General features: G+C 39.8%; 23 protein-coding genes, 4 tRNA genes and 1 riboswitch. Of the genes, 4 read left to right on the top strand and 23 right to left on the bottom strand.

Annotation, left to right across the window (positions count from 1 at the left end):
• Positions 1-115: 115 nt before the first annotated feature.
• Together V179_RS0122005 and V179_RS0122000 are read right to left on the bottom strand one after the other, a co-directional pair.
• The gene (locus tag V179_RS0122005; RefSeq protein WP_028393377.1) at positions 116-1,378 is read right to left on the bottom strand and encodes an MFS transporter; all 1,263 of its coding nucleotides are present in this window, start codon (positions 1,376-1,378) and stop codon (positions 116-118) included.
• A gap of 70 nt (positions 1,379-1,448) precedes the next feature.
• Positions 1,449-2,567, bottom strand: coding sequence for an MDR/zinc-dependent alcohol dehydrogenase-like family protein (locus tag V179_RS0122000; protein ID WP_034302306.1), 1,119 nt, complete (start codon positions 2,565-2,567; stop codon positions 1,449-1,451).
• Between the two features lie 428 nt (positions 2,568-2,995).
• Here V179_RS0122000 and V179_RS0121995 point away from each other — a divergent pair, with 428 nt between their 5' ends.
• Positions 2,996-3,784, top strand: coding sequence for a DeoR/GlpR family DNA-binding transcription regulator (locus tag V179_RS0121995; protein WP_028393375.1), 789 nt, complete (start codon positions 2,996-2,998; stop codon positions 3,782-3,784).
• Between the two features lie 320 nt (positions 3,785-4,104).
• On the opposite strand, the gene V179_RS0121990 is transcribed toward V179_RS0121995, so the two are convergent.
• The 18 genes from V179_RS0121990 to V179_RS0121900 form a co-directional block, all read right to left on the bottom strand.
• Entirely contained in the window at positions 4,105-4,875 is a 771-nt protein-coding gene (locus V179_RS0121990) for an SDR family NAD(P)-dependent oxidoreductase (RefSeq protein ID WP_028393374.1), read from the bottom strand.
• 758 nt (positions 4,876-5,633) lie between these two features.
• Complete coding sequence (locus V179_RS0121985) at positions 5,634-6,833, bottom strand: MFS transporter (protein ID WP_028393373.1); 1,200 nt, start codon at positions 6,831-6,833, stop codon at positions 5,634-5,636.
• Positions 6,834-6,843: 10 nt separating this feature from the next.
• On the bottom strand, positions 6,844-7,263 hold the full coding sequence (locus V179_RS0121980; protein ID WP_034302303.1) for a MarR family winged helix-turn-helix transcriptional regulator: 420 nt from the start codon (positions 7,261-7,263) through the stop codon (positions 6,844-6,846).
• Positions 7,264-7,589: 326 nt separating this feature from the next.
• The gene (locus tag V179_RS0121970) at positions 7,590-8,471 is read right to left on the bottom strand and encodes a Cof-type HAD-IIB family hydrolase (RefSeq protein ID WP_028393371.1); all 882 of its coding nucleotides are present in this window, start codon (positions 8,469-8,471) and stop codon (positions 7,590-7,592) included.
• Positions 8,472-8,528: 57 nt separating this feature from the next.
• On the bottom strand, positions 8,529-9,428 hold the full coding sequence (locus V179_RS0121965; protein WP_028393370.1) for an aldo/keto reductase: 900 nt from the start codon (positions 9,426-9,428) through the stop codon (positions 8,529-8,531).
• 105 nt (positions 9,429-9,533) lie between these two features.
• Positions 9,534-10,634: a PRK06851 family protein gene (locus V179_RS0121960; protein ID WP_028393369.1), complete on the bottom strand. Its 1,101-nt coding sequence runs from the start codon at positions 10,632-10,634 to the stop codon at positions 9,534-9,536.
• Between the two features lie 285 nt (positions 10,635-10,919).
• Positions 10,920-11,393, bottom strand: coding sequence for a Cys-tRNA(Pro) deacylase (ybaK, locus tag V179_RS0121955; RefSeq protein WP_028393368.1), 474 nt, complete (start codon positions 11,391-11,393; stop codon positions 10,920-10,922).
• Positions 11,394-11,412: 19 nt separating this feature from the next.
• A complete protein-coding gene (locus V179_RS0121950; protein ID WP_028393367.1) occupies positions 11,413-12,093 on the bottom strand; it encodes a hypothetical protein in 681 nt (226 codons plus the stop codon).
• Positions 12,090-12,581 (bottom strand): ECF transporter S component, encoded by a 492-nt coding sequence (locus tag V179_RS0121945; protein ID WP_028393366.1) that lies wholly within the window; start codon positions 12,579-12,581, stop codon positions 12,090-12,092. Before V179_RS0121945 ends, V179_RS0121950 begins: the two co-directional genes overlap by 4 nt.
• Before the next feature lies 1 nt (position 12,582).
• Positions 12,583-13,170, bottom strand: coding sequence for a cob(I)yrinic acid a,c-diamide adenosyltransferase (locus V179_RS0121940; RefSeq protein WP_028393365.1), 588 nt, complete (start codon positions 13,168-13,170; stop codon positions 12,583-12,585).
• A gap of 13 nt (positions 13,171-13,183) precedes the next feature.
• The gene (locus tag V179_RS0121935; protein WP_028393364.1) at positions 13,184-13,609 is read right to left on the bottom strand and encodes a bifunctional adenosylcobinamide kinase/adenosylcobinamide-phosphate guanylyltransferase; all 426 of its coding nucleotides are present in this window, start codon (positions 13,607-13,609) and stop codon (positions 13,184-13,186) included.
• Positions 13,561-14,190 carry a histidine phosphatase family protein gene (locus tag V179_RS0121930; RefSeq protein WP_028393363.1) on the bottom strand — a complete coding sequence of 210 codons (630 nt, stop codon included), beginning with the start codon at positions 14,188-14,190 and terminating at the stop codon, positions 13,561-13,563. The genes V179_RS0121935 and V179_RS0121930 overlap by 49 nt, the downstream gene beginning before the upstream one ends.
• Positions 14,148-14,939: an adenosylcobinamide-GDP ribazoletransferase gene (gene cobS, locus V179_RS0121925; protein WP_028393362.1), complete on the bottom strand. Its 792-nt coding sequence runs from the start codon at positions 14,937-14,939 to the stop codon at positions 14,148-14,150. Before cobS ends, V179_RS0121930 begins: the two co-directional genes overlap by 43 nt.
• Positions 14,940-14,942: 3 nt before the next feature.
• Positions 14,943-15,515, bottom strand: coding sequence for a bifunctional adenosylcobinamide kinase/adenosylcobinamide-phosphate guanylyltransferase (locus tag V179_RS0121920; RefSeq protein ID WP_028393361.1), 573 nt, complete (start codon positions 15,513-15,515; stop codon positions 14,943-14,945).
• Between the two features lie 209 nt (positions 15,516-15,724).
• Entirely contained in the window at positions 15,725-17,149 is a 1,425-nt protein-coding gene (locus V179_RS0121915; RefSeq protein ID WP_028393360.1) for an ABC transporter ATP-binding protein, read from the bottom strand.
• Between the two features lie 5 nt (positions 17,150-17,154).
• Entirely contained in the window at positions 17,155-18,219 is a 1,065-nt protein-coding gene (locus V179_RS0121910; protein ID WP_028393359.1) for a FecCD family ABC transporter permease, read from the bottom strand.
• Positions 18,220-18,377: 158 nt separating this feature from the next.
• A riboswitch (cobalamin riboswitch) is annotated at positions 18,378-18,557 on the bottom strand.
• Positions 18,558-18,790: 233 nt separating this feature from the next.
• Positions 18,791-19,039: a hypothetical protein gene (locus V179_RS0121905; protein WP_028393358.1), complete on the bottom strand. Its 249-nt coding sequence runs from the start codon at positions 19,037-19,039 to the stop codon at positions 18,791-18,793.
• A gap of 41 nt (positions 19,040-19,080) precedes the next feature.
• Positions 19,081-19,389 carry a hypothetical protein gene (locus tag V179_RS0121900; protein WP_028393357.1) on the bottom strand — a complete coding sequence of 103 codons (309 nt, stop codon included), beginning with the start codon at positions 19,387-19,389 and terminating at the stop codon, positions 19,081-19,083.
• A gap of 106 nt (positions 19,390-19,495) precedes the next feature.
• Between V179_RS0121900 and V179_RS0121895 the strand changes: the two genes are divergently transcribed.
• The 3 genes from V179_RS0121895 (at position 19,496) to V179_RS29290 (ending at position 23,259) form a co-directional block, all read left to right on the top strand.
• Positions 19,496-19,569: transfer RNA gene (locus V179_RS0121895), tRNA-Arg, on the top strand.
• A 1,140-nt stretch (positions 19,570-20,709) separates the two neighbouring features.
• Entirely contained in the window at positions 20,710-22,065 is a 1,356-nt protein-coding gene (locus tag V179_RS28490) for a purple acid phosphatase family protein (protein WP_051405088.1), read from the top strand.
• A 24-nt stretch (positions 22,066-22,089) separates the two neighbouring features.
• Positions 22,090-23,259 carry a HupE/UreJ family protein gene (locus V179_RS29290; protein WP_051405087.1) on the top strand — a complete coding sequence of 390 codons (1,170 nt, stop codon included), beginning with the start codon at positions 22,090-22,092 and terminating at the stop codon, positions 23,257-23,259.
• Positions 23,260-23,700: 441 nt separating this feature from the next.
• Here V179_RS29290 and V179_RS0121875 read toward each other — a convergent pair.
• From V179_RS0121875 to V179_RS0121865, 3 genes are all read right to left on the bottom strand, one after another.
• Positions 23,701-23,775 (bottom strand) — tRNA-Asn (locus V179_RS0121875).
• Between the two features lie 21 nt (positions 23,776-23,796).
• Positions 23,797-23,870, bottom strand: a tRNA-Ile gene (locus V179_RS0121870).
• A 7-nt stretch (positions 23,871-23,877) separates the two neighbouring features.
• Positions 23,878-23,951: transfer RNA gene (locus tag V179_RS0121865), tRNA-Gly, on the bottom strand.
• Positions 23,952-24,017 lie beyond the last annotated feature (66 nt).

Here is a 24,017-nt window from a genome sequence, read left to right as displayed (position 1 = left end):
TTATTTTTTCATTTTGTTATCGAAAAGTCAATATTTACTTTCTTTTATTTTCGATTATTTTCATTTCGATAAAAAAATGAGAACATCTATAAGATGTTCTCATTCGTTCATGATATTAAACAGCCTGAACATCTGATAAGTTATTAACGGTTTCTTCCTTTTTCGGAAGTGTAACAAACTTCATGATTAATGCACTTAATAAATAAAGTCCTGAATAAATCCAAAGAATACCTACCGTGCCTACACTACCAATAAACAGACCAACAATTGCAGGACCTACAAACGTACTCAAGCCTGCACCAAGATTTAAAATAGACATCGCAGCCCCCCGATTTTCAGGAGCAAGTGATGGTATAAGAGCAGAAAGCGGTACGAATGCTGCTACACATGCACCAAAACAGATCGCAACAATAGTTGTGGCCAAATAATTTGGTCCCATAAACTTTGGAATATAATAAAGAGTCATAATGGTGATCGCACAGCCCACTCCACCGAACCACATTACGGTGTTTCGCCACCCGAGCTTGTCTCCTACAACACCCCAAATAATGTTAAAAATCACATTACTTGTCCAAAGTGCACCATAAATTTGTAGCCATTCTGTCCGCGTAAAACCGATTTCTATCATATACGCTGGAAGAAAAACAACCAACCCGTATGCACCCGCAGTATTAATCGTTCGAACAATTCCTCCAAGACCAACTTTCGGTCGTTCAAATGCTATAGTAATTCCTTTTGAAAGATATTTAATCATTTCCGCTTTCGTCTCGAATTTTCTTTTATTACTACCATCATCTTTATTTAATAGAATCGCAAGTATAGCTCCTAGTGCTACAAACACCAACGCACTCCAAAGCGTTTTCATTTCTCCTAAGAATGGCAAAACGAAACTTGAATAATAAGCACCAAGAACGTTCAAGCCAGCAGCAAACGAAACCCAAAACCAACCTACAGCCGTTCCAAGTTTTTCAGCTGGTGCGTAATACGTCAGCCAAACAAGAAATGAGTAAGCAAATAACGGATAGCCAAGCCCACGAAGTGAATAGGTTGGAATCATAACAGCCAAATTCATCGTTTTAAGACCGACAGTTAAAAAGATAACGGTTCCAATAACAAATAAAACGACGCCTATTGTCATAGTTTTACGCGGACCTAAAACTTCAGCAAGTACACCTGAAAACCATGCTGCAATTGCCACGGCGAAACCGTATACACTAAATAGCAGCGCTGATTGTTGAACCGTCAGACCATTATCAATTAAATAGGAAGAAAGCCAGCCTTGTTCGAGCCCATCTCCCATCATAAACAGTAAGATACCAATAAACCCCATGGCCATTTTAGAATCCATTCCAAGTTTGCCTAAAAGTCCTTTATTCATCCGATTCCCTCCTTATTGTTTTAAAAAAGGTTCCTGACATGCTTCAGGAACCTATATAAATTTATTTTTTTTACAGATTGGGGTTAAGTACTACTTTTAATGACTCCGCTCCATTTTTAACAAGCTGGAACCCTTGTGCAAACTCTTCAAGCGGCAACACGTGCGTGACAACGCCATCAGTTGGAAGGTCTCCATTCGCTATCCCCTTCATAACAGGTTCATAGCAGTATGGACCAAGGTGAGAACCAAGTACATCAAGCTCTTTCCGATCACTAATAATACTCCAGTCAACTGTAACAGGATCTTTAAATACACTAAATTCAACAAATCGACCCAGCTTACGAATCATTTTCAATCCTTGTTCCACTGATTTTTGAGCACCTGTTGCTTCAATGTAAATGTCACAGCCATAGCCATCTGTTAGTTCCTTTACAATTGCGTCCACATCGTCTTTTGCCGGATTCAATACTATGTCAGCACCGAAATTCTTCGCCATTTCAAGGCGATCTTCGTTTAAATCTAGCACGATTAATTTATCCGGCCCTGACTTTTTGATTGCACCGATCATTCCAAGTCCAAGTGTTCCTGCCCCTGCTAGAACAACCACATCGTCCAACTGGACTTGTGCACGTTCTACAGCATGATAAGAGCATGCATAAGGCTCGATTAAGATTGCCTTTTCAATCGGAAGATCTTCTGGAACTTTATAGTTAATGGCTTCTTTTGTAAATTTCATATACTCCGCCATCGCACCGTTTACATTATTCTGGAAGCCATATAAATCATGCTTTTCACACATCCAATATTGTCCACGATTACAGAATCGGCAGTCCCAACAAGGAACAATTTGTTCTGAAATAATACGATCACCAATTTTAAAATCACCTTTCACACCCTCACCAAGTGCCACGACATGCCCGATAAATTCATGCCCTGGAATCATCGGTGCTTTGATATACGCAGGCTGTGTTTCATCTCCCCAGAAGCTTGGTGCTCCATCAAACGCTTTTAAATCCCCTGCACAAATACCACATGCCTCCACTTTAACGAGTATTTCTCCGTCGCTAATTTGAGGAACTGCCACTTCTTCCAGCCGGTAGTCACCGGGCGAGTACGCAACAACCGCTTTCATTGTTGTCGGAATATTTCTAACGTCGCTTTTTTGTGATACTATTTGATTTGTGCACATCATTCATCTCTCCTCTTCTTTAGTTGAAATTTCGCTACCCTCACAATCGTTAACGCTTACATTTGGTTTGATAGTTGAAATTTCTCAAGTCCCTTCTATAGAAGGCAGTTTATCTGTTACACAGTTACACAGTTTCAATATTCTTTTAACTTTATTTATAAGAGTCTATCCTGTTTACGATTTTCATTATATTATATTTATTATTGATTGGTCAACTTATTCTTTTGATTACTTTCAATAATTTTTCATTTACTTTCGGTTTTTAAAATATATTACATTATTAACGCCAAATGATGTACTATTAGATGTAATATGAATAGTAAAGCTTCTATATTACTTTTTATGAGTCCGCCATGAATTTTTCTTTTAATTTCAATTATTTTTATAATTTAGTTCAAAACGAAAATAAATATATGCAGGTGATAAGGATGACGAAAATGTTTGCATCAGAAAGACATAAAATTATTATGGATAAGCTAATGGATCAGCAACGTGTAACTATTAAAGAGCTCTCCGAAGAGATCAAAGTTTCCGAGGCAACGTTACGAACAGATTTATCAAAAATGGAAGAATCCGGATTATTAAAAAGAACACACGGCGGAGCTATTTTATCCGAATATCAAGATAGTGACACAAGTTTTTCCATGCGCGAGAGTAAAAATCGGGATGAAAAATCAGCCATCGCTAAAAAGGCAGTTGAGCTTTTATCTAGTGGTCAATGTATTATGCTCGATGCTAGTTCAACAGCTCTTGAATTAGCTCGTGTGTTAAGAGATACGTCTATTCGTTTAACTGTCGTGACAAGCGGCATAAACACCGCCCTGGAGTTAAACAATCATTCAGATATTACTGTTATTTTATTGGGAGGGATTGTAAAACGAGGTTCTTATTCTCTAGAAGGGAACCTGGGTGTTAGTATTTTAAGTAAAATCCATATAGATGCTATGTTTACTTCTGCAAATGGCTTTTCACTTGAGTCTGGTTTAACCGACTTCAGCGTATACGAAGTTGAATTAAAAAAGGCAATGGTCAACGCTTCTAAAAAAGTAATTGCTCTTTTGGATCATACAAAAATGAATAAAAACTCAATTGCATCTTTCGCTTCTGTTGATCAGCTCGATTTAATTATTACAGATGACGAACTTCCTGAAGATTATGCAGCGAAACTAAATGATCAAGGAATTGAAGTTCTGATTGTTTCCGGTGAAACATACTAAAGCAAACAAATTTTATTTACGTAGTTCCACAACCTTAAGAAATATCGCAAATAGCACATTAAACAGCATATTAAATGTATGCTGTTTTTCATTGTCACTATAATTTTGTAAGAAATTTAGATATTAATATTACAAACACAACAACAGCCACTACCACACTATCAAATAGTAAGACTTAGATGATTAACACAATACAAAAATGACTATAAATCATTTTATATCGGAAAAAAGGAGAGCGCTAAAAATTTTACGTTTAGCACTCTAAGGGTGTCATAAATACCATTTACTCCACTAAACGGAATGATAGCTTTTAGTGTTTTTTACCAGATTGTGTATCCGCCATCCACTATAAATGTCGAGCCTGTTGCAAAAGTCGAGGCGTCAGAGGCCAAATAAATAGCCAAACCGCCAAGTTCATGAGGTTCCCCCAGCCTTTTCAATGGAACGAGATCCAGTACATGTGCTAGCTCTCCTCCAGGTGCAAAGATCGGTTTTGTCATCTCTGTTTTCATATAACCTGGCGCAATGGCATTGACACGAATATTGTTTCCTGCCCATTCGGATGCCATACATTTTGTCATCATATCAACCGCTGCTTTTGATGCATTGTAAGCACACTGCGCTTCAGTATTCGCTATAAAACTAGACATTGATGCAATATTAATAATCGAACCCCCTCCCTGTAATTTCATTTGTTTACCGCTATACTTCGAAACTAAGAAGACACCGTTTACATTAACATCCATTGTTTTCTTCCAATCTTCTAAACTCTGTTCTTCCACCGTGATTTTTTGACAAATACCCGCATTATTTATGAGAATATTCAACTCATTGAATTCACCTACAATTTGTTCAACCATGGCTTTAACCTGCTCTTCACTTGTTACATCTACTTGAAGACCCAAAGTTTTCCCGCCAAATGAAGCTAATTCTTTTGCCGTTTGTTGTGCTGAAGCCAATTCCATATCTGCGATGACAATATTTGCACCAGCCTGAGCCAGTGCTTCTGCCATGGCTTTACCTAGCCCTCTTGCTCCTCCTGTAACTAGAGCTGTTTTGTCTTTCAAACTAAATAACTTTTGATAATCCATTTATTCCACTCCTTATTATTTGATTTTGATTTAATTATATTTTATCAATTGTTTTCATTTTGTCAATTTTACTTTCGTATAGTTATTTTTATTTTCATTTAGTCTTATGAAAATGAATGAATAATTGATATAACGTTAAGGTATGATAGATTCATATAATCACTAATCGAGTTTCACCTAAATTAGTCGATTAGATCTTCGTTCACCAATAGAATATATTTCACCCATTTAAACATAAGGCTGTTTTCACATACTTTGTTGCTTTTCAATCATTTTTACACTAATAACCCGGGTTGATTTCCGTTGTAGAGGCGGTCTCAGAAGCCTCCTCAGTGCTTTGCACTTGCGGGGTCTCCCTCAACACGCTTTTCCCGCAGGAGTCTCGCACCTGTAACGAAGATCAACATCTGTTCGAATTGGTTTCTTGCTAAAAACAACAATCTTTACGAAAAGAGCCAAACATAAAGACAAAATCTTAAGTAACTGCAAATCAAATAAAAAAAGAGTAAACCCAATTGGTATGAAGTTAGATATCTTGTAATTCTAGAAGATCACATAATTATCCATTATTTCCCTTCAGCAAACCTACCTTCTTAATAGTATTCAAAAATGAAGTCAAAACAAAAGCCCCCCATAAAAAAATCACCTGCCAATAGGCGGGCGATTCAAAAGGGGGAATTTCTCTGAAATAATCATCGTACTACTATTATTTCACCAATTTCTTTTTTTATTCATCTTTCTTCAAAAAAATTATTATTTTATTTATATGCATGAACCTCTTGCTTACTCGCATTTGATTTTTTCCCATGTAAAAGATAATAAACAAACATACATGCAAACCCTACTAATGCCATACTCACGTATAGACCATTATAGCCGATAACAGGGATTAGGAAGCCGAGGGTAAAAGGTCCGATACCTATGCCTAAATCAACGAACACAAAGAAGGTAGATGTGGCAAGCCCCATCTTATGTCGTGGCGAATTCTTTATTGCAATAGCTTGAGCGCTTGATTGGAAGGTTCCATATCCAATACCGATTAGCGCACCTGCGGCCAATAGCATAAGTCCATGACTCGCTTGACTGAGAAGTAGCATCCCTAGACCAAATAAAAGCAAGGAGGGGTAAATGACGAAGTTCTCTCCCTTTAGATCAAACCAACGACCCGTAAATGGTCGAGACGCTAATAAAAAAATGGCAAACACAACAAAAAAGAAACTTGCAACATTCACTAAGCCAATTTCCTTTGAATATGCCGTCAAGAAAGTTAAAACGCTAGAATAAGAAAACCCTACAATACACATGACAAAGGCAATCGGTAATGCCTTTGCTTCGAAGAAATCTCCCACTTTGATTCCTTTCAATGTTTCCCTTTCCATTGCTGTTAGTTCTACTTTTCTAGTTTTTATGAACAAGGTTGGTATAAAGGCAATAACGACAAATAGAACACATGATGCAAAAATCATGTTGTACGTTCCATGTTGACTGAGAACCAATCCTAAAAACGGTCCAACGGCCATTGCCAGATTCATACTCATCGCAAAGTAACCGGTACCTTCCCCTCTACGTTCATTTGGAATAACATCGGCTGCAATCGTACCTGTCGCTGTTGACGCAAATCCAAACGCAATCCCATGCAACAAGCGATTTATTAATAAAAACGCCAAGCTATCCGCTTTGAAATAGACCAATGTTGTAATAAGAAAAAGTACTAACGATCCATACAACATATTCTTTTTCCCAATCCGTTCAATGTATTTTCCGGCAAACGGCCGAACAGCCAGTGCTCCAATAACGAAAATACTAGATGCAAGTCCTGATTGACTTGTCGTTGCTCCGAATTTATCAATCGTATAAACCGATAATGTGACCATTAATAAATAAAAGGTCATGAAAATAAAAAAATTCGTTGAAGAAATGATTAAGAAATCTTTCGTCCATAATTTTGGTTTATTCATTTTTTACCACCTATTTCTCTAAGTTGACACATAGCTTCGTAAGTGTCTGATATACCGCTTCCTTTTCTTGCTCCGAAATACCATCCATGATTTTACATTCAAATTCATTCGTTGCTTCTCTACACGCTATATACACTTCTTCTCCTGCTTCTGTTAGCTGAATTCGTTTTTCACGGCGATCCTTCCCTGGGACTTGTTCAATAAAGCCTCCTTCACTTAAACGTTGGACCGTCCGCGTAATCGTAGGTTTTTCAACATTTAAGTATTCACCGATTTCAACAAGGGTTGTTGGACCTTTGGTTTTTAAAAAATAAACAATGCTCCATTGTGAATGAAAAAGACCGTATTGAAGAAGTTGCTCATTTAATTTCTTCGTGAACAACCTAGAGATCTGTAGATATTGGTGAAAGAATTGATGATTTGGGGTCAATTTTATTTCCTCCTGAAATAGATTACCTAGGTAACTATATATCTATTTTATCAAAATGTCCAGTTTCTTGAAACACTATCCAGTGCTATTAATAAAAAGGCTTTGTTAAACTTGCCTGTTGATTGAAACGAAATGCGTTCATTTTCCGTGGGCGGTCCGGGAGCCTCCTCAGCGCTGTGCGCCTGTGGCGTCTGCCTTTGACTCGCTTTTCCCCCAAGGAGTCTCACGCCTTCCGCTCCAAACAACATAGCGCCAAAAATCAACAATGAGCTTTATCATAGCCAATAAAAAAAACACCTATATTAAGGCATTTTTTTCATTTCATTTTAAGCTTCATTAACTGCTTGTACTTCCTTTAACACTTCATGAATCGCTTTGGCAACACCATGTTCATCATTTTTCGCTGTGACGAAATGACATAACCTCTGAATCTCTAGCGGTGCATTTCCCATAGCTACTGAGCGGCCAACTCTTTCAAACATGGACACATCATTATAATTATCACCAATAGCCATCGCATCCTTCATGGATTCTCCCTTATTCGCTAAGTAATTCATCAAAGCATTTCCTTTTTGTGCTGCTTCACTTGAAATTTCCAAGTTTTCACGTCCTGATGATGAAACGGCAAGGCCTTTAATTCGCTTAATTTTACCAGCTACTTGACCTAAAGCAGTAAGATCATTAGAAAAAACAAGCATTTTATGAATCACAACGCTCGGCATTGTAAATAATTCACGATAATCGGTAATTGTGTTTACAAGGCCCATCTTTAATCGCTCATGGGCGCGTGCTGTGACTTTCAAAGGATCGAGATCCGGATTTGCAGTTAAGATAATATCAACTAAAACTGCAACAGAGGCCTCATAGTTTTTCGAATATACACCATTGCTTGTGTACACTTCAAAATAAAGATTTTCCTTTTCAAGCAACTCAACCATCTCAAGTCCCACTTCGGAGCTCATCGGATTGGACGCAACAATTTGCCCATCTTGTGTGTAAACAGCTGCCCCATTCGCAGCTATAATGGGTAAGTCGAGCTTCGCTTCATCCAATGCAATACGGGCTTCTTCATAGGATCTTCCAGTAGCTACAATCACTTCAATGCCTTGTCTTTGAGCCGCTTCAATCGCATCCTTATTTTCTTTGCTCACTTTTTGAACTTTATTCAATAATGTTCCGTCCATATCTGTAGCTATCGTTTTAATCACTTTATTCACCTCATACCATTCATTTTTCATATCTTTATATTACTGCCTTAATTTTTGTTAATCGACATTTTTGCCACGCGATGCTACCCAAATTTCATACCATTGCTCTCTGCTAATATTCAACGATAAAGCATGAACTGCCGCTTTGATTCTTTCCATTTTTCCTGAACCGACAATCGGCATAATTTTTGCAGGGTGATGCATGAGCCAGGCATACGCAACTTCATCAATGCTTTGTGCATTCATATCAGCCGCAGCTTGTTCAAGGGCTTGGCGGACTCTAATAGCCTGATTGTCTTCACCTGTGAACAACTTCCCCCTTGCAAGTGGTGACCAAGCCATCGGAGGCATGTTCTCCTTGATACATTGATCTAGAACCCCGTTTTCAAAATGATCACGATACAGGGCCGATAGTTCGATCTGATTGGTCACAAGCGGTACATCTAAATATGCGTTTAGCATTTCCACTTGTGATGGCAAATAGTTCGATACACCAAAATGCTTCACCTTTCCTGCCTGCTTTAATCTCATGAATGCTTCCGCTACCTCTTCGGGATTCAGCAAAACATCCGGGCGATGCAGCAACAAGACATCTATATAATCCGTTTGAAGATATGTAAGAGACTGCTCTACTGATTCAATAATATGTTCTTTACTACTATCATAATGATTCAAATGAACGCCATTATGTTCATTTGCTAGCTTAATTCCACATTTCGTAACGATTTCCAGTTTATCACGAAGTTCAGGCTTTAAAGCTAATGCTTCCCCAAAAAGAGCTTCACAAGTATACTTCCCGTAAATGTTGGCTGTATCAATCGTTGTAATCCCAAGCTCTAAGCATTGTTCGATTAACTCTATTCTTTTCTTTACAGAATAGTTCCAATCGGCTAACCGCCAATGACCATGAATAATTCTCGAAAAGGATAAATCGCTCTGTAGCCTAATACGTTCCATTTTGTTCTCACTCCTGACTGCTTCCATTTTAGCAAAGAACAGGACAAAAGCACACAAGGATGACTCATAAGGCCAAAAGCACCTTTAAGTCATCCTCTTCTCCTATTATATAAGCGGTTGAGCAATCTGATTGACCTTTTCGCAAATACTGTTGTGAATTCGATCTATTTCCGAAAAATCCATGTTACGGATATAGATTTCTTCCAGTTTATCATGTAAGGATTTTGCTCTTGCTAAAGCTTTTGTCGCTTCCTTCATTTTCGTACGGTATCTTGTTGAAATATCTTGGATTTGATCGCTATATATTTCATCAGTCCCAGGTAAAATCGCTTCTTGATAAATGTCCACAATTTCATCACCTTGGCGACTTGGAAAATATTCATGAGGCGCGGTACTGTCGAAAATAGCCACTCCTATTTCACGTACAATGACCATATCAAGACTGTTCGGATCAAAACCACAATGATAGATTTCAACGTCAAAACCACGCTGCTCTGCTTCAAGCGCCAATTTCTTGAGCATCGTTGATTTCCCTGATCCTGGCCGCCCTTTTAGAAAATAGCGCTTGGCTATATCTTCTGTTAAATTCGGCACATAATCGACCGCTCCTATTGGAGTAGCTGCCCCTAAAAACCGGTGCCTGATTTCTGACTTTTTATTAATAAAAATTTCTCCAAAAAAGGTATCCTTCAATTTCTCAGTCAGCTTATTCACCTTCTGAAAATCTAGATTGGCGATGTAGATTTCTTCCCACTCATCATGGACTGCTAAAGCGGAAGCAAATAAAGAATAAGCATCTTCAAAAGCACCGTTGATTTCACTTGTTAACTTCATAATTTCTTGCTTATTTTGACTAAGAGTTTGCGAATCCCAAGCGGTCCCAAGATTGATATATTCTTCTATTGCACCTGGTGCTTTTGGCTCTATTACATGTGGTGCCGTACCATCCACAATTCCAACCTTTAAATCGGTTATGATCACTCCATCAATTGAATCTGAATCTGATGAGCAATGCATGAGCTGGATATCGAACCCCTTCTCCACCCATTCCTTCCCTACTTTCTTCATCAATGTAGATTTTCCAGTCCCTGGGCCACCTTTTAAAATATATAATCTTTCTAACTCCTGCAAATTAGATTCATATAAACTGTGAAATCCTTTTGCTGTGTTTCCACCTGCAAAATAATGTTTGGTTTTTCCAGTCACCTATTCAACACTCTCCTTTATGCCCTGATACTTGAGAGATATCTTTGCTTTCAACGCTAGCATATGCAAGAGATGTAGATTGGGTGAACGCCTATTATGAGAGCGCCTATCCATATAAAGTGAAACTTCAATCAGTCAAGTTGTCTTAAACCACCCATTGATTGTTAGTCCGGGATTTTACTACAAATTAATGCGAAAAAAGGATCGAACCTCACAATCTTTTATACAATGCTAGATTGCATTAGTATAGATCTTGCGGTTAGACCCTTTTATAGGATATCCTCTTTATTTAATTAACTCGACAAACTTTGCTTCAACTGTTTCAGCAAGCTTGTTTGGTTCCACTTCTATTTGCGTGCCAATCTTTCCAGCACTAACGATCATTGTAGCTAAAGCTAGCGCGCTTTTATCAATAAAAGTCGGGTACAACTTCTTCATTCCGACTGGTGAACAGCCGCCGCGGATGTATCCTGTCCATTTTTGTAACTCTTTCACAGGAAGCATTTCCATTTTCTTCGCTCCTGCCGCCTTAGCTGCTTTTTTCAAATCAAGTTCGCCACCGACTGGAATGACAAAAACAAATAGATTCGGTCCACTTTGCGAAACAAGCGTCTTAAAAACAGCATCAGCTTGTTTGCCAATTTTATCAGCTACCGCTGTGCCATGGATTTTTCCATCTTCATTGTCATATGTAAGAATTTCGTACTCTACTTTTTTACCATCAAGGATTCTCATGGCATTTGTTTTACTCACACGCATAATTGCCATCCTTTCATATTTAACCTACAAAATAATATCCTGCTAATTTTCTTAATTCTTCTTCAAGATGATCGGGGTAGGAAATAAGGAAGCAAGTTGAAGGTCCTGCAGATGCATCAACGTTGACTTGATTTCTTAGTGCATCTGGGATATCCGTATCACTCAACTTTCGCCATTCATATGCAATACCCTTTGATCCGACTGGGAGCACGACTACATCTTCGTATTCACAAACTGCTTTAAACAAAGAAAGTGGTGCAATACGGTCCTCCTTCTCGATGACCTCATTGCCAACAAGAGGATGTCCGATAATAGCCACTTTCCTCATCCGATTGATCTCGACTGAGCCATTCCATTTACCGATCACGATCATTCCAAGAGCAGATTGTAATAATGGTAGATTGCTTTCTGTACTTCCAGTAATCGGCAAATCCAAACCTAGCTCTTTTTGTCCCGCCAACACTCCTGTGCAGATATCATCCCATGCTGCTTCACCGCAAAAATTCTGAACAGTTACCGCAATCGGAATGGCACCTGCTGCCATGCATTCCATTACCGCTACCCGAAAGGAGTAATATGCTGTCACTTCATAAGGAACTTTTACAACATCCTTTTCCTTTATGCCAATGCCGCCGCTATTATCACATGAAATAATTAAAGTTTCAGAATGAGAGATCGGCAATTTTAATACATCTCTCATTTCTTTGTACCTTCGCTCATCATTTTTTGCAAAATAGGTGTCAATCGCGGCAGTAAAATTAGGGCAATCCCTAAATTAATCGCTGTTGCAATGGTTAGCGATGGAATTAATGCCACAAAAAATGACCAGCTGATAATAATTATGAAGGGGATTGGAGAAATAAATGCATTTCCAACAAAAAATAACAGAGATGCCCCGAGCTTATTACCCCCTCGATACAAAATCCCGAATGTCCACGCAAGCAAGGCCATTTCTAGCATTATGATGAAATGAAGGGGTCCGAGCAACATTCCACCTATAATAGCTGAAATGAGATGCCCGAGTCCGCCGACAACAGCCCCCGCAACTGGGCCGAGTAAACATGCCGCTAGTAACGAAGGAAAACTGTCCAGTGCCACACTGCCAATAATACCTGGTATTTTTATAAAAGCACCTGCTGCCGATAAAGCAATAAAGATGGCAAGGGCGCTCATTTGTTTAACATTCATTTCAATCCGTTTGCTCCTTTTTCTTGGTGTTGTGGAACACTTTCGCACTTCTGACATATTCTATATCTTTCACCCCTTGGCGTACATTAATCACTCGCGCAAGCGCAAAGAAGTAGTCAGATAATCTATTTAAATATTGCAGAGACAGAGGAGAGACCGCGGCCCCTGATTTCATAAGCGTTACAGTCAGTCGTTCAGCCCGACGCACAACCGTTCGAGCAATATGAATGGTTGCTGCTGGCTTCGTTCCCCCTGGTAAAATAAATTTCTCAAGTGGCGGTGCTTCCGAAATATATTCATCAATACGCTGTTCTAAATACGTAATAGCTTCTGCAGTTAGCTTTTCCGGTGCTTTATCGGAAATCGTTGCTAAATCACCGCCACAATCAAATAATTCATGCTGGATCTTCTCCAGATCTGCTAAAACATCCGCGAATTTTGTAGGATCTAATTCCGCCATAGCTAGCCCAACGTAGCTGTTCACCTCATCAACCGTTCCATACGCTTCAACTCGAATGTCATCCTTATCCACTCGGCCGCCAATTACGCTTGTTTTCCCTTTATCTCCTGTACGTGTGTAAATATTCATGCTTTCATCCCCCCTATTTTAATTGTTGATTTAAGCCATACCAAATGATATCGACGCGATTTGATAGGACTGTCAAGTCTTGATATACCCAACCTGTAACATCCCGCCAAGTTCGGTCTAGTTTGTTCATCGGGACAATTCCCTTGGAAATATCTGTTCCAATCATTATGATTAATCGATCTTCTTCCTCCCGCTCCCATTCGCGCCAGCTTTGGATGTACGTCTTCCAATTAGCGCGAATGTTTGAACCATCACGACTCTCTACATCATTCTTGATCCACATCTCAATTCCTTCTAATACAATCTTTTTTTCTGAAAAATCATTTGACCGAACCGGGAGTGGATGATTATGATAAGCCGAAATCCATTGTTTTGGCTCATATAACGCCCTTACCCATTTTCTTTTCCCATTATAGGCACCGCCCGTAATGAAGTGCATCTCTCACCCCTCCTCAATTGCTCGTAGCTTTTCCAGTAAAGCTCATATCCACAGCCATATGGAATACTCCATTCCCAAAATAACTTTTGCTCAGGAGCATAATAGACGAGCATATTACGAATAACCCCACCATGTGTAACAACCGCAATATTTCTAGTTCCCTTAATCTCCATTTCCTCTACCATCTCGCCCCAAGCTTTAAGTACTCTTTTATTGAAATCTTGGTAGCACTCCCCTTGTGGTAATCCGATTTCAAATGGGTGCTCAAGCCAGCGCATATAATGAGGGAAGCTTAATAACTGCTCATAGGTTCTTCCTTCCCACTCACCAAAATTCATTTCACGAAATTGCTCTTTTAATATAGGTTCACACTTTGGAAATAAGATGTTTGCAGTTTGAATGCAACGATTTAAATCACTGCAGTACAAATCCTCATAATTTGGATAGCTTGATTGTAACCGCTCAAGTTCCAGCAACCCTTCTGCTGTCAGCGGCGAATCTGTCCATCCTACATATTGTTTCTTCATATTCGCCTCTGTCATGCCATGGCGAAGTAAGGTAATCCCCACACCGTTAGCCATAAAAACAGTTCCACTCCTTCTACGGATGCCCCCAGAACATCACCAGTAATTCCGCCAAACCAGATTAATGTTTTTCTGCGGATCAATAAAAAGAGAATACATGCTACCGCTATCATGATTAAACTCATATAAAGTAAAGATATGCTTATGTAAAATGCCATCATTAATAGGACAATTAGATATAACCCATATATATGTATACTGCTTTTTTTCGCTGCTCTTTGAAAAAAGGCTGCCAGCCCTTCTTGTTTAGCGAGCGGCATTGTATAGAGCAACATCCCCATCACCATTTTACTTATAGCAGGAATTAAAGCAATTAAGAAAAAAGAAGCAAGATTCATTCTTGAAATGATTTCATAAATAAATAGAAACCTCGCGCTTAATAAGATAATCACGGATAAAACGCCAAATGCTCCCGTTCGTGGGTCGCTCATAATTTCAAGCCGCTTTTCCTTGTCCTGATAGGAGAAAAGTGCATCACTTGCATCTATCCACCCATCAAGATGAAGACCTCCAGTTAGAATAATCGTCAAAAGCCAAACGAAAAAACTAATGGCTAGCAAAGAGAAAGGCGTCCACTCCATGAGCGCAAAGAGACTGCCGCTGGTTAGCAAACCGAGCGATAGCCCTGCAAGCGGAAAAGTTTGAACAGCTCGATGAATGAATGGTTCATCCATGGGAAGCGGCTTTTTTATCGGAATTGCCGTGAAGAACTGAAGATTAATCAAATAACCAATTAGTACACTCATTCTTTACCTGTTTCCTTTCATCAAGATTGGAATACCTGCCTCTACCAAATAGGCCTGATTTGAACGAGCAATAAGTTCCTGATGTAGCTTGCCGATTGTTTTTTGATAAGCCTGCACGATTTCATTGCTTGTTAAAGGCTCGTGCAATACTTCATTACTTACCACAATTAAGCTAAAGCAATGCTTGCGTATTGTTTCGATACTTTCCAACATATTTCTCATTACATTTTGGAGATGTTCTTTACTTAGGCCCGAATTGATTGAAAACAACTCATTATCAAGCCAAGTAGTTAAACAATCTAGTAAGACAATTGTCTGTTTACTGTAAAAGGGGATGGAATGATCAATATTTCTAGGGAACTCACCTAAAGCCCATGGATTGACACTGTTTTGACGAGATTGCTGATGCAACCCAATCCGTTTCTGCATTTCTTCATCTTGTGCTCTGCCACAAGCCAAATAATACAATAAGGTTCCACTATGGGTTCGCGTCAGCTCATGGGCAATCTCCTCTGCAAACGTGCTCTTCCCACTACGCACGCCCCCAGTAATAAAATAGACGGGCGCTTTCTCCATTTTATTCATCCTTCCATTCATTATTTTGTATGAAAGACATGGGGACGGTGCTTCGCAATTTACTAAAATAGCCAATCTATTTATCAGGTATACTGATTTTATTGAGAAGGCATCCAATATTCCAGCTCCGCACCGCCACCATTGTGATTAGGCGAGTGTAGCGTGCTTAATCATATATCCTTCATGGTAAATCATGGCGTTTTTACGCCCTATTCGTTTTGTATGGCAAGCAGTATGCATTCATACACACCAGAGCTAACTAGCTTACGTAATGATTCCATAGATTCACCATGCCGAATGTCTGTACCCCGTTGCGAAGCAGCAATTAAGATGCTGTCCTCCGTCATTGTTTCTTCTCCATACCCGTATAACGCCTTCACCTTTGCTTCCGTTGCAGTTACAAGGCATTGAATAAATGCTTCTTCCGTTAAACACCCATTTACAAATACCCATGTATGGATGTTTGATCCTATCACTTTTTCAGACTGAACGACATGATGTGGATTATGGATATTCCTTTTTCCAGCCGTTACCACGATAAAAATTGAAATATTATCTCCTTGATAGAATCTGACCGCTACTGTTTTCAGATCAACATTTGTTATCATCCCTATCGTCTCACTTCGATTAAATCCATGAGCTGACAAGTACTCAATCATTTCCTTTTGAGGATCTGAGCAATCAAAGGTACGCTTGTTATGACAATTCACAAATGTTTGGTACCAGCCATTCCCAATCTCTGTCATTCCTAATGATATCGTCTTAAGCGGGATCGGTGATTTCAATGCAAGCCAATCATCTTTCTTTTCTATATATTGCTCGTTAATTACTAAAGTTTCTTGCTCTTTTGCAAGATGAGCTGGAACAATGAATAATTGTGATTTAGGAACATTGGGATGTGGGTAATTTTCAATGTCTGTTTGGTATACTGCTTGAACGCGTTCTCGTTTTAACACTTCATTCGGTTTATCATTGATTTGAATTTGTCCTTTATCCAAAAGTAGCAGTCTATCACAGTAAAGACTAGCAAGATTTAAATCATGAAAAATAGAAACAACAGTCAGATCTCTTTCCTTTGTCCAACTTTTCATCAAGTCGAGTAACTCTTTCTGATAGGAAAGATCCAAATGATTTGTCGGCTCATCCAAGAAGAGAATTTCCGGTTCTTGTGCCAATGACTGTGCAAGCAAGACACGCTGTCTCTCACCACCAGAAAGCTGGTCAAATGGTAGATGTTGAAACGGAGTAGTACCCGTCTGTTTCATAACTCTTTGGACCACTTCTTCATCTTCCTTTGACCAACTCTGTAGTAAACCCTTTTGATGCGCATATCTGCCAAGCGAGACTGTTTCTTTTACCGTATAGGAAAAAGCCTGTGTAGAGTGCTGTGGCAAGACAGCACTTACTCTAGCCAGTTCCTTCGTACGGTACTCCTGCAGCCGTTTTCCTTTAAGCAAGATCTCACCACTATGATAAGGTAAAATGCCACTCATCATTTGAAGCAGCGTAGTTTTTCCACTGCCATTCGGTCCGAGAATTCCAAACAATTCTCCTCGAGCAACCTCGAATGAAAGATTTTTCAAAACAGGCATATTCTTGGTATACCCACCTATCAATTCAGTAACAGTTAGCATATTTATCACCTTCGTTCTTCTATCCTGCGCCGTTTTAATAAAATTATAGCAAAGACGGGGGCACCAATTAATGCGGTAATAACGCCAATTGGTAATTCAGCTGGGGAAATAATAACCCTTGACACAAGATCCGCCAAAATTAAGAATCCCGCCCCAATAATCATCGACAACGGCAATAAATGCTTATGATCTGGACTAACAAGTCGTCTCGTGAAATGTGGAATCACTAAGCCAACAAAGCCTATTGTCCCTGAAACGGCTACAGCAGCCCCGGTTAACAGCGAACCTGCAATCAAAATCATTAGCTTTCTTTGTTTCACGTTCACACCCAAATGCTGGGCACGCTCTTCTCCAAAGGATAAAGCATTCAGTTCACGAGCATTCAGCATAAGGATCACAGTTCCAACGATAAAAAATGGCAGAATAATCCCCACATAACTCCATCCTCGCATTGATACGCTTCCTAATAGCCAGCCAATAATCTGACGTAATTCTTCTCCAGTCAAGGCAATCATTAAGGAAATAAACGCACCTAAAAACGAACTAAAAATAATCCCTGTTAAAATAATTGTCTCTACCTTTATCGAGCGATCCATTTTCTGTGCAAACAACAACACAGAGAAAATCGTCAAGAATGAAAACAAGACACTTAATAACGGTAAAGTAAATAAGCCAATAACAGGTAGAGAAAGCCCAAAGAAAATCGTTACAACTGCTCCTACTGAAGCCCCAGAAGAGACACCGAGTGTATAAGGATCGGCTAACGGATTTCGCAAAAGCCCTTGAAACGCTGCACCAGAAATGGCAAGGGATGCGCCTACTAAACCGGCCAACACAACACGCGGCAAACGTATTTTCATTACAATATTTGTGAACATCACATTCGCTTCAGTTGAAAGTGGTAATTGGAACACTTCCTTGCCAATAATTTGGAAAAGCTCCGAAACAGGGACTGATACCGAACCTACTGAAATTCCAACAATCATTGAAAAAGCAAGAAATGCAAATGCAAGTATATAAGCTAATTGTTTACCATTTTGTAAATTTTTTTGCTTTAATGAATTTCGCAAATTCTACTAGTCCCCTATCATACGTTTTTACAGGGAATAATTAAAAGGTCAGCCTCCACTATTTTTTCAGGAAGGCTGACCCTTATGAGTCAATCGTCTATAGTATGAACAGATATTCCCGTACGTCTGCCACACACCTTCCTATCCACGTAGGTAAATTTGGTGCACAAATACAGGCAGGTTTCCTGGCTTATGGTCTACACTTACAGCACCTTCCCATATTTTCATACAGTGGCTATCTACTGCTCGCTCGCATTTACAGTGGCGGGACCGCGTTGGATTTTCACCAACTGCCCTTTTAAGTCTTAGAAAAAGACACCTATTTCGTTTTTGTATTTTGTTTCTATCCATCTATTATACACAATTGAACGCGATAATTAGTCAGAAAATTATTACATAATGAGTCAACAGACAATCTTTTTTATCCCCTGTCACAACAACTCTTTACTTTTTTCTTTGCTCTGATTCTAAGTACTTTATTAGCTCTTCGTCATTATTGGTTCGCAACACTTCTTGTGTATAGTCAAAAATAATATAGATGGGGATGCTCTCTATTTTCAATTCAGGATATTCAGACGATAATTCTATCAGTCACTATCGTGCGAATTGGGCTCAAATCATACTTATGTTCAGCAAAATTAATAGGACTGACATCTGATTTTCCAAGGATAGTTATTGCGCTATTTTCATGTTCTCTCGGCAATAATACCTGATCAGAAACGAGCTGTTTAATGTCCAGTTTAATGGAATATGTCGTCTCTTTCCCAGCCAGCCACTTTGCATGGATAAGATAAGATTTATAACCAACCCCATTTTCCAAGGTATACTCTCTGAAACTGACTGTATTCCACCCCTCCGTTCTTATAAAATCCTCTCCATCTCCAAAATTGCAATCTCTGAAATGCAGAAACCTTCCGGCTCTTCAACAAATTCAACTGTAAGTTTTGTTCGTGGGTTAACCTTCGTAATAGGATCTTCTTTCTGGCTTTTCACAATTACGGTCCCATCCATTTTAAAACTGCGAACCTGATAAGCAATCCTATCTCCATCCACTGTTGCTAGTAACTCTGTAGGTTTATGAAGTTTCTTTGTTTTGGCTTTATCCAGGATATATAATGAGAGAGCGCCCCTAAACACAAGAACAACTATTAAAAAAATACTTTTTTTCATTAGATCCCCCTATTTATTTTAAAGTGGGCCTAATTTTCTTTAGCGCATAAATCTTGAAAATTTTTCTTATAACAACTATAATATATCAGTCACACTCTTTTCATATGTCCCAGTAGCTCAGCAGGATAGAGCGACAGCCTCCTAAGCTGTAGGTCGTAGGTTCGACTCCTATCTGGGACGCTAAGTAGAAACAGCCAAAACCTTGATATTATAAGGTTTTGGCTGTTTTATTTTATAGTACAGTTCAACACATTTTATATGATACAGCTGTTTTGCCGAAAATCTGCCGAAAACTAATTATGAAGCTGCCCCTTCAAAGGGCATATTTCTTCAATTCCACTCACATGCCCCACCGTCCCTATCCCGGTCTAAATCATAAGGACCTTTATCTGGCCCCCGTTGGCTTCATAAAACAGCTGGGCATCTTCCTTGTTGTCAAAGTTCGAACAATCATAATCCTATGTTGCGTAGGAATTGGGGTTTCCTTTCCTTCCTCTTCGCATCCTGAACTCGTCGGTTCTGCCTCATAACTATTAAGAAGAGTACATATCCACATTCCAAGAAGAGCTATACTAATAATGCTCAGAATCCAAGGAAAGGATTTACGCCAAATACCAGGCTCGAAAACTTCGTTGTTTCTTCTCTTAAACATATTCAAAGTCTACTTTCACGTTTACTAATAATCCATTTATCACAACGAAAAGAACGATTGTTTTATTAAACAATCGCACTCGATAGTAAATTTCAATAAATTCAAGTTTATTCTGTCGACCACTGTTATAATTCAGTGAATTACATCATGCCGCCCGTAAGGTGAGAGTGTGTAATTTCTTTAATGACGTATGCGAAATGTGCGGTATTTCAAGGACTTTAACACATTCAATATATATTATTTTTGTTTACCGGTAAAGAGATACGAGATAATGAAAAAGAGGCTCCTCAAAAGTTTACTCAACTATGAGAAGCCTCTATTAAAAATCCTCTATGTTAGCAAAATGTTTGCATTTCACTCACACAACCCCTTAGATTTGGCTTTTCATATTTACAAATTTAACAACAAAATTACGAATATTTTAAAAATTAAACGGTCACAAATCTCGACTTGGGTACTATTGCCTAGTATTTCATCCTCGATAGTGAAAATCTACACTCTTAAATAATAAGAGGAAGTGTCACTCCCCTCCCTACCTCGCCCATTTTTAGACTATTTTCCCATTTTGTCCTGATTTACCTTTTCTTTACTCTATTCATACATCCGCTAAATAACTCTATCCTATGGTTGAATCATAATACATATTCGTACAAAGGGAGATGGATTGAATGAATTTTAAGAAGATGTTCAGCACCACAAAAAGCAGAACAATTTTACTATCAGCCTTGCTGGTTGGCGCAGTTCCGACGATGAATGTTGTACTTGCCGACCTGGCTGCAACAAAGTACCCGGCTTCGGAGACGTACAAGCCTACCCCTGTTCCAGACCGTGTAATCCTGAACTGGAAAGGTGACACTGCCACTACTCAAGCTGTTACCTGGCGCACCGATACTAGCGTTGTCACACCGCAAGCCCAGATTGCTGTTGCTGGGGATGGCCCATCCTTCAAGCAGCAAGCGGTCACCATTATTGCCGAAAGCTCAAGTGAAGTAAAAGGAAATCAGGAATACACTTCAAAATACCACACCGTTAACTTTGAAGACCTCAATCCTGAAACAAAGTACTTGTACCGTGTCGGAGATGGGGTCAACTGGAGCGAGTGGTTTGAATTCGAAACAGCTTCCAACAAGGCTGAGCCCTTCTCCTTCCTTTACGTTGGAGACGCGCAAAACGACATTAAAGAACATTGGTCCCGTGTTATCCGTAATGCCTATTCCGACATGCCTGATGCTGACTTCATCATCCACGCTGGTGACTTGATCAACCACGGGGATGCCGACGAGCAATGGGGTGAATGGTTCGAAGCTGGCGGCTGGATCAATGGCATGGTTCCTAGCATTGCTGCACCAGGAAACCACGAATATGGAAAAATCGTTAAAGGCTCCCCAAATGGACTTTCCCCATACTGGAAGCCACAATTTGCTTTTCCTGAAAACGGACCTGCCGAATATAAGGAAAATGTCTACTATACCGATTATCAAGGCATGCGTATCGTTACCCTTGATACGAACCTTCGCGGCGTAGCCCTCGACAAGCAAGTCGCATGGTTAGAAGAAGTTCTGACCAATAATCCGAACAAGTGGACCGTTTTGACATTCCACCATCCAATTTTCTCAACTTCTCCTGGTCGTGATAACGGAGAAGTTCGTGACAAGCTGCTTCCTGTCATCGAAAAGCACAGTGTGGATCTCGTTCTTCAAGGACATGACCACAGCTACGCCCGCGGCATGGTCACTAATGTTTCTAATGGAACAAATGCAATGAGCGAAAAAGCCGACACCGTCTTCGTTGTCTCTGTTTCCGGTCCAAAGATGTACGACACTACAACGAAAAACTGGGATGATAATGGTGCCGAAGTGAAAAAAGCAAGCAAAGATACACAGCATTATCAGTTGGTTACGGTTGACGGGAACAAACTCTCCTATGAAGCCCGTACTGCCACTGGCGAATTGTATGACGCTTTCGACATCAATAAAACACCAAGCGGTAAGAAGCAGATCAAAGAGATTAAAACAGCAAAGTAATAGAAAACAAGGATGGAGATGGAGATGGATCACCACGGTACCATCTCCATTCCCCTGTTTTCCAAAGGAACATTTTTTCAAAAAAAGGAAGGAGCCCCACCTTATATGAAACGACTACTTATCCTGAATTCTTTCATCCTCTTATTTGTACTCTTACTAACAAGCTTCCTTTCAAATAAGGTAAGTGCCCACGCCAACAGCTACGGCTATATGGACGTTCAGGACGGATCCGATGGAATTGAAATAGACCTTGCTCTTGATTTTTCCGAGCTAGCTGAGGCATTCGGGTTTACGACTGCCTTTGAATACGCAGATTCAATACAGAAAATGGAAGAAGTGCTATCTAAAAATGAAGAAACCCTTACGAATTACATAACTGCAGGCATGAATGTTTACCGTGACGAACTTATTTGCGAACCGCGAGTGACCGGGACAAACGTCAGCATGACGAGTGACAACTATCCCCTCGCACACTTCCTAATGGAGTACCCATGCAGTGGTGAATCAACCCGCATCGCATATGATTTATTTGTCGAAGATATCAACCGTTCACACATTAACTTTGCCATCATCGAAGGCGAAAAAGGAACCCAAGAATTCACGTTTACAATTGCCGAACGCGAATTAGTCATCGGCGATCGGAACTGGCTTCGTCAGGCTTCGAACTTTGTCATCCTTGGAATTGAGCATATCATTACAGGCTATGACCATATTTTATTCGTGTTGTGCCTGATCCTCCCAGCTGCCATTTCACTCGGCCGGGTCGTTGAGGTTGTCACCGCTTTTACACTTGGTCATAGCATCACACTTGGCCTTGCAACACTCGGCATCGTTTCACTTCCTAGCCAATTGGTAGAGGCAGCGATTGCCCTCAGCATCGTTTTTGTCGCCATTGAAAACCTGTTTAAGTGGAAAATGAAAAAGCGCTGGATCATCACCCTCCTGTTCGGCCTCATCCACGGCTTCGGATTTGCCGGAATCTTGCAGGAAATGGAGCTCTCTAGCAGCACCGTCGCGTCATCGCTGCTATTTTTCAACCTTGGTGTCGAAATCGGCCAGATCGCCATCATCGCACTCGTCTTTCCATTGCTTGCCATGGCCAGAAAGTACAAACGTTTTCCCGCTTTCGTCACAACCAGCTCCACCCTTATCATGGCCATAGGCCTCTTCTGGTTTGTCCAGCGCCTAGGTTAAAGAAAGAAGCACAAAGAGACCACTTGGTATACCACCCGCCAAATGGTCTCTTTGTATGCTTATCTATATAGTAGAAGTGAGGTCTGACCCTTTCGTTATGAATAGCACTGCTTTAATAGATAAGGATTCAACTATTCTAGCTATGGTTTTAAAGAAAGTACTTCTGTAATCTCTATGGGTATAATTATTAAGTGATGAAAAAATTAATTGTGTGGGGATTTGAGAGATCATATCTGATGCAACTATGTAAAGCCTCTGCCATAGTTGGCCCTTACGAAGTTCTGTGAAAATTTAGATGTACATTATAGCTTCTGATAAAACAAAAAAAAACTAACCCTAGTTTGATTAGCTTTAAACGTTTAGAGAGTACGTATCACTCTATCGGTGATAGCAAGGGAGAAATTTAAAGCTACAACCTCTTAAATGTATTCTCAAAAAAAATGGCTCCGCAGGTAGGATTCGAACCTACGACCGTTCGGTTAACAGCCGAATGCTCTACCACTGAGCTACTGCGGAACAAAAAATATAAAATTATGATGGGCCTAAATGGACTCGAACCATCGACCTCACGCTTATCAGGCGTGCGCTCTAACCAGCTGAGCTATAGGCCCATTCTTTTGGAGCGGGTGAAGAGAATCGAACTCTCATCATCAGCTTGGAAGGCTGAGGTTTTACCACTAAACTACACCCGCATATATTAAATGGCTGGGCTAGAAGGATTCGAACCTTCGCATGACGGAATCAAAATCCGTTGCCTT

Source organism: Bacillus cihuensis, from assembly GCF_000504145.1.
Classification (GTDB): domain Bacteria; phylum Bacillota; class Bacilli; order Bacillales; family DSM-1321; genus Peribacillus; species Peribacillus huizhouensis.
The sequence above is the reverse complement of the archived record's forward strand: the minus strand, read 5'-3'. Positions and strand labels throughout refer to the sequence as shown.

Bases quoted from the DNA above. Each gene is read 5' to 3' on its own strand.
- V179_RS0122005 (WP_028393377.1), bottom strand. From the start codon at position 1,378: ATGAATAAAGGACTTTTAGGCAAACTTGGAATGGATTCTAAAATGGCC.
- V179_RS0121900 (WP_028393357.1), bottom strand. From the start codon at position 19,389: ATGAAAAAAAGTATTTTTTTAATAGTTGTTCTTGTGTTTAGGGGCGCT.
- V179_RS0121990 (WP_028393374.1), bottom strand. From the start codon at position 4,875: ATGGATTATCAAAAGTTATTTAGTTTGAAAGACAAAACAGCTCTAGTT.
- V179_RS28490 (WP_051405088.1), top strand. From the start codon at position 20,710: ATGAATTTTAAGAAGATGTTCAGCACCACAAAAAGCAGAACAATTTTA.
- V179_RS0121920 (WP_028393361.1), bottom strand. From the start codon at position 15,515: ATGGAGAAAGCGCCCGTCTATTTTATTACTGGGGGCGTGCGTAGTGGG.
- V179_RS0121915 (WP_028393360.1), bottom strand. From the start codon at position 17,149: ATGCTAACTGTTACTGAATTGATAGGTGGGTATACCAAGAATATGCCT.
- V179_RS0121995 (WP_028393375.1), top strand. From the start codon at position 2,996: ATGACGAAAATGTTTGCATCAGAAAGACATAAAATTATTATGGATAAG.
- V179_RS0122000 (WP_034302306.1), bottom strand. From the start codon at position 2,567: ATGTGCACAAATCAAATAGTATCACAAAAAAGCGACGTTAGAAATATT.
- V179_RS29290 (WP_051405087.1), top strand. From the start codon at position 22,090: ATGGATCACCACGGTACCATCTCCATTCCCCTGTTTTCCAAAGGAACA.
- V179_RS0121940 (WP_028393365.1), bottom strand. From the start codon at position 13,170: ATGAATATTTACACACGTACAGGAGATAAAGGGAAAACAAGCGTAATT.
- ybaK (WP_028393368.1), bottom strand. From the start codon at position 11,393: ATGCGTGTGAGTAAAACAAATGCCATGAGAATCCTTGATGGTAAAAAA.
- V179_RS0121950 (WP_028393367.1), bottom strand. From the start codon at position 12,093: ATGAGAGATGTATTAAAATTGCCGATCTCTCATTCTGAAACTTTAATT.
- cobS (WP_028393362.1), bottom strand. From the start codon at position 14,939: ATGAGTGTACTAATTGGTTATTTGATTAATCTTCAGTTCTTCACGGCA.
- V179_RS0121985 (WP_028393373.1), bottom strand. From the start codon at position 6,833: ATGAATAAACCAAAATTATGGACGAAAGATTTCTTAATCATTTCTTCA.
- V179_RS0121935 (WP_028393364.1), bottom strand. From the start codon at position 13,609: ATGCACTTCATTACGGGCGGTGCCTATAATGGGAAAAGAAAATGGGTA.
- V179_RS0121965 (WP_028393370.1), bottom strand. From the start codon at position 9,428: ATGGAACGTATTAGGCTACAGAGCGATTTATCCTTTTCGAGAATTATT.
- V179_RS0121930 (WP_028393363.1), bottom strand. From the start codon at position 14,190: ATGGCTAACGGTGTGGGGATTACCTTACTTCGCCATGGCATGACAGAG.
- V179_RS0121945 (WP_028393366.1), bottom strand. From the start codon at position 12,581: ATGAATGTTAAACAAATGAGCGCCCTTGCCATCTTTATTGCTTTATCG.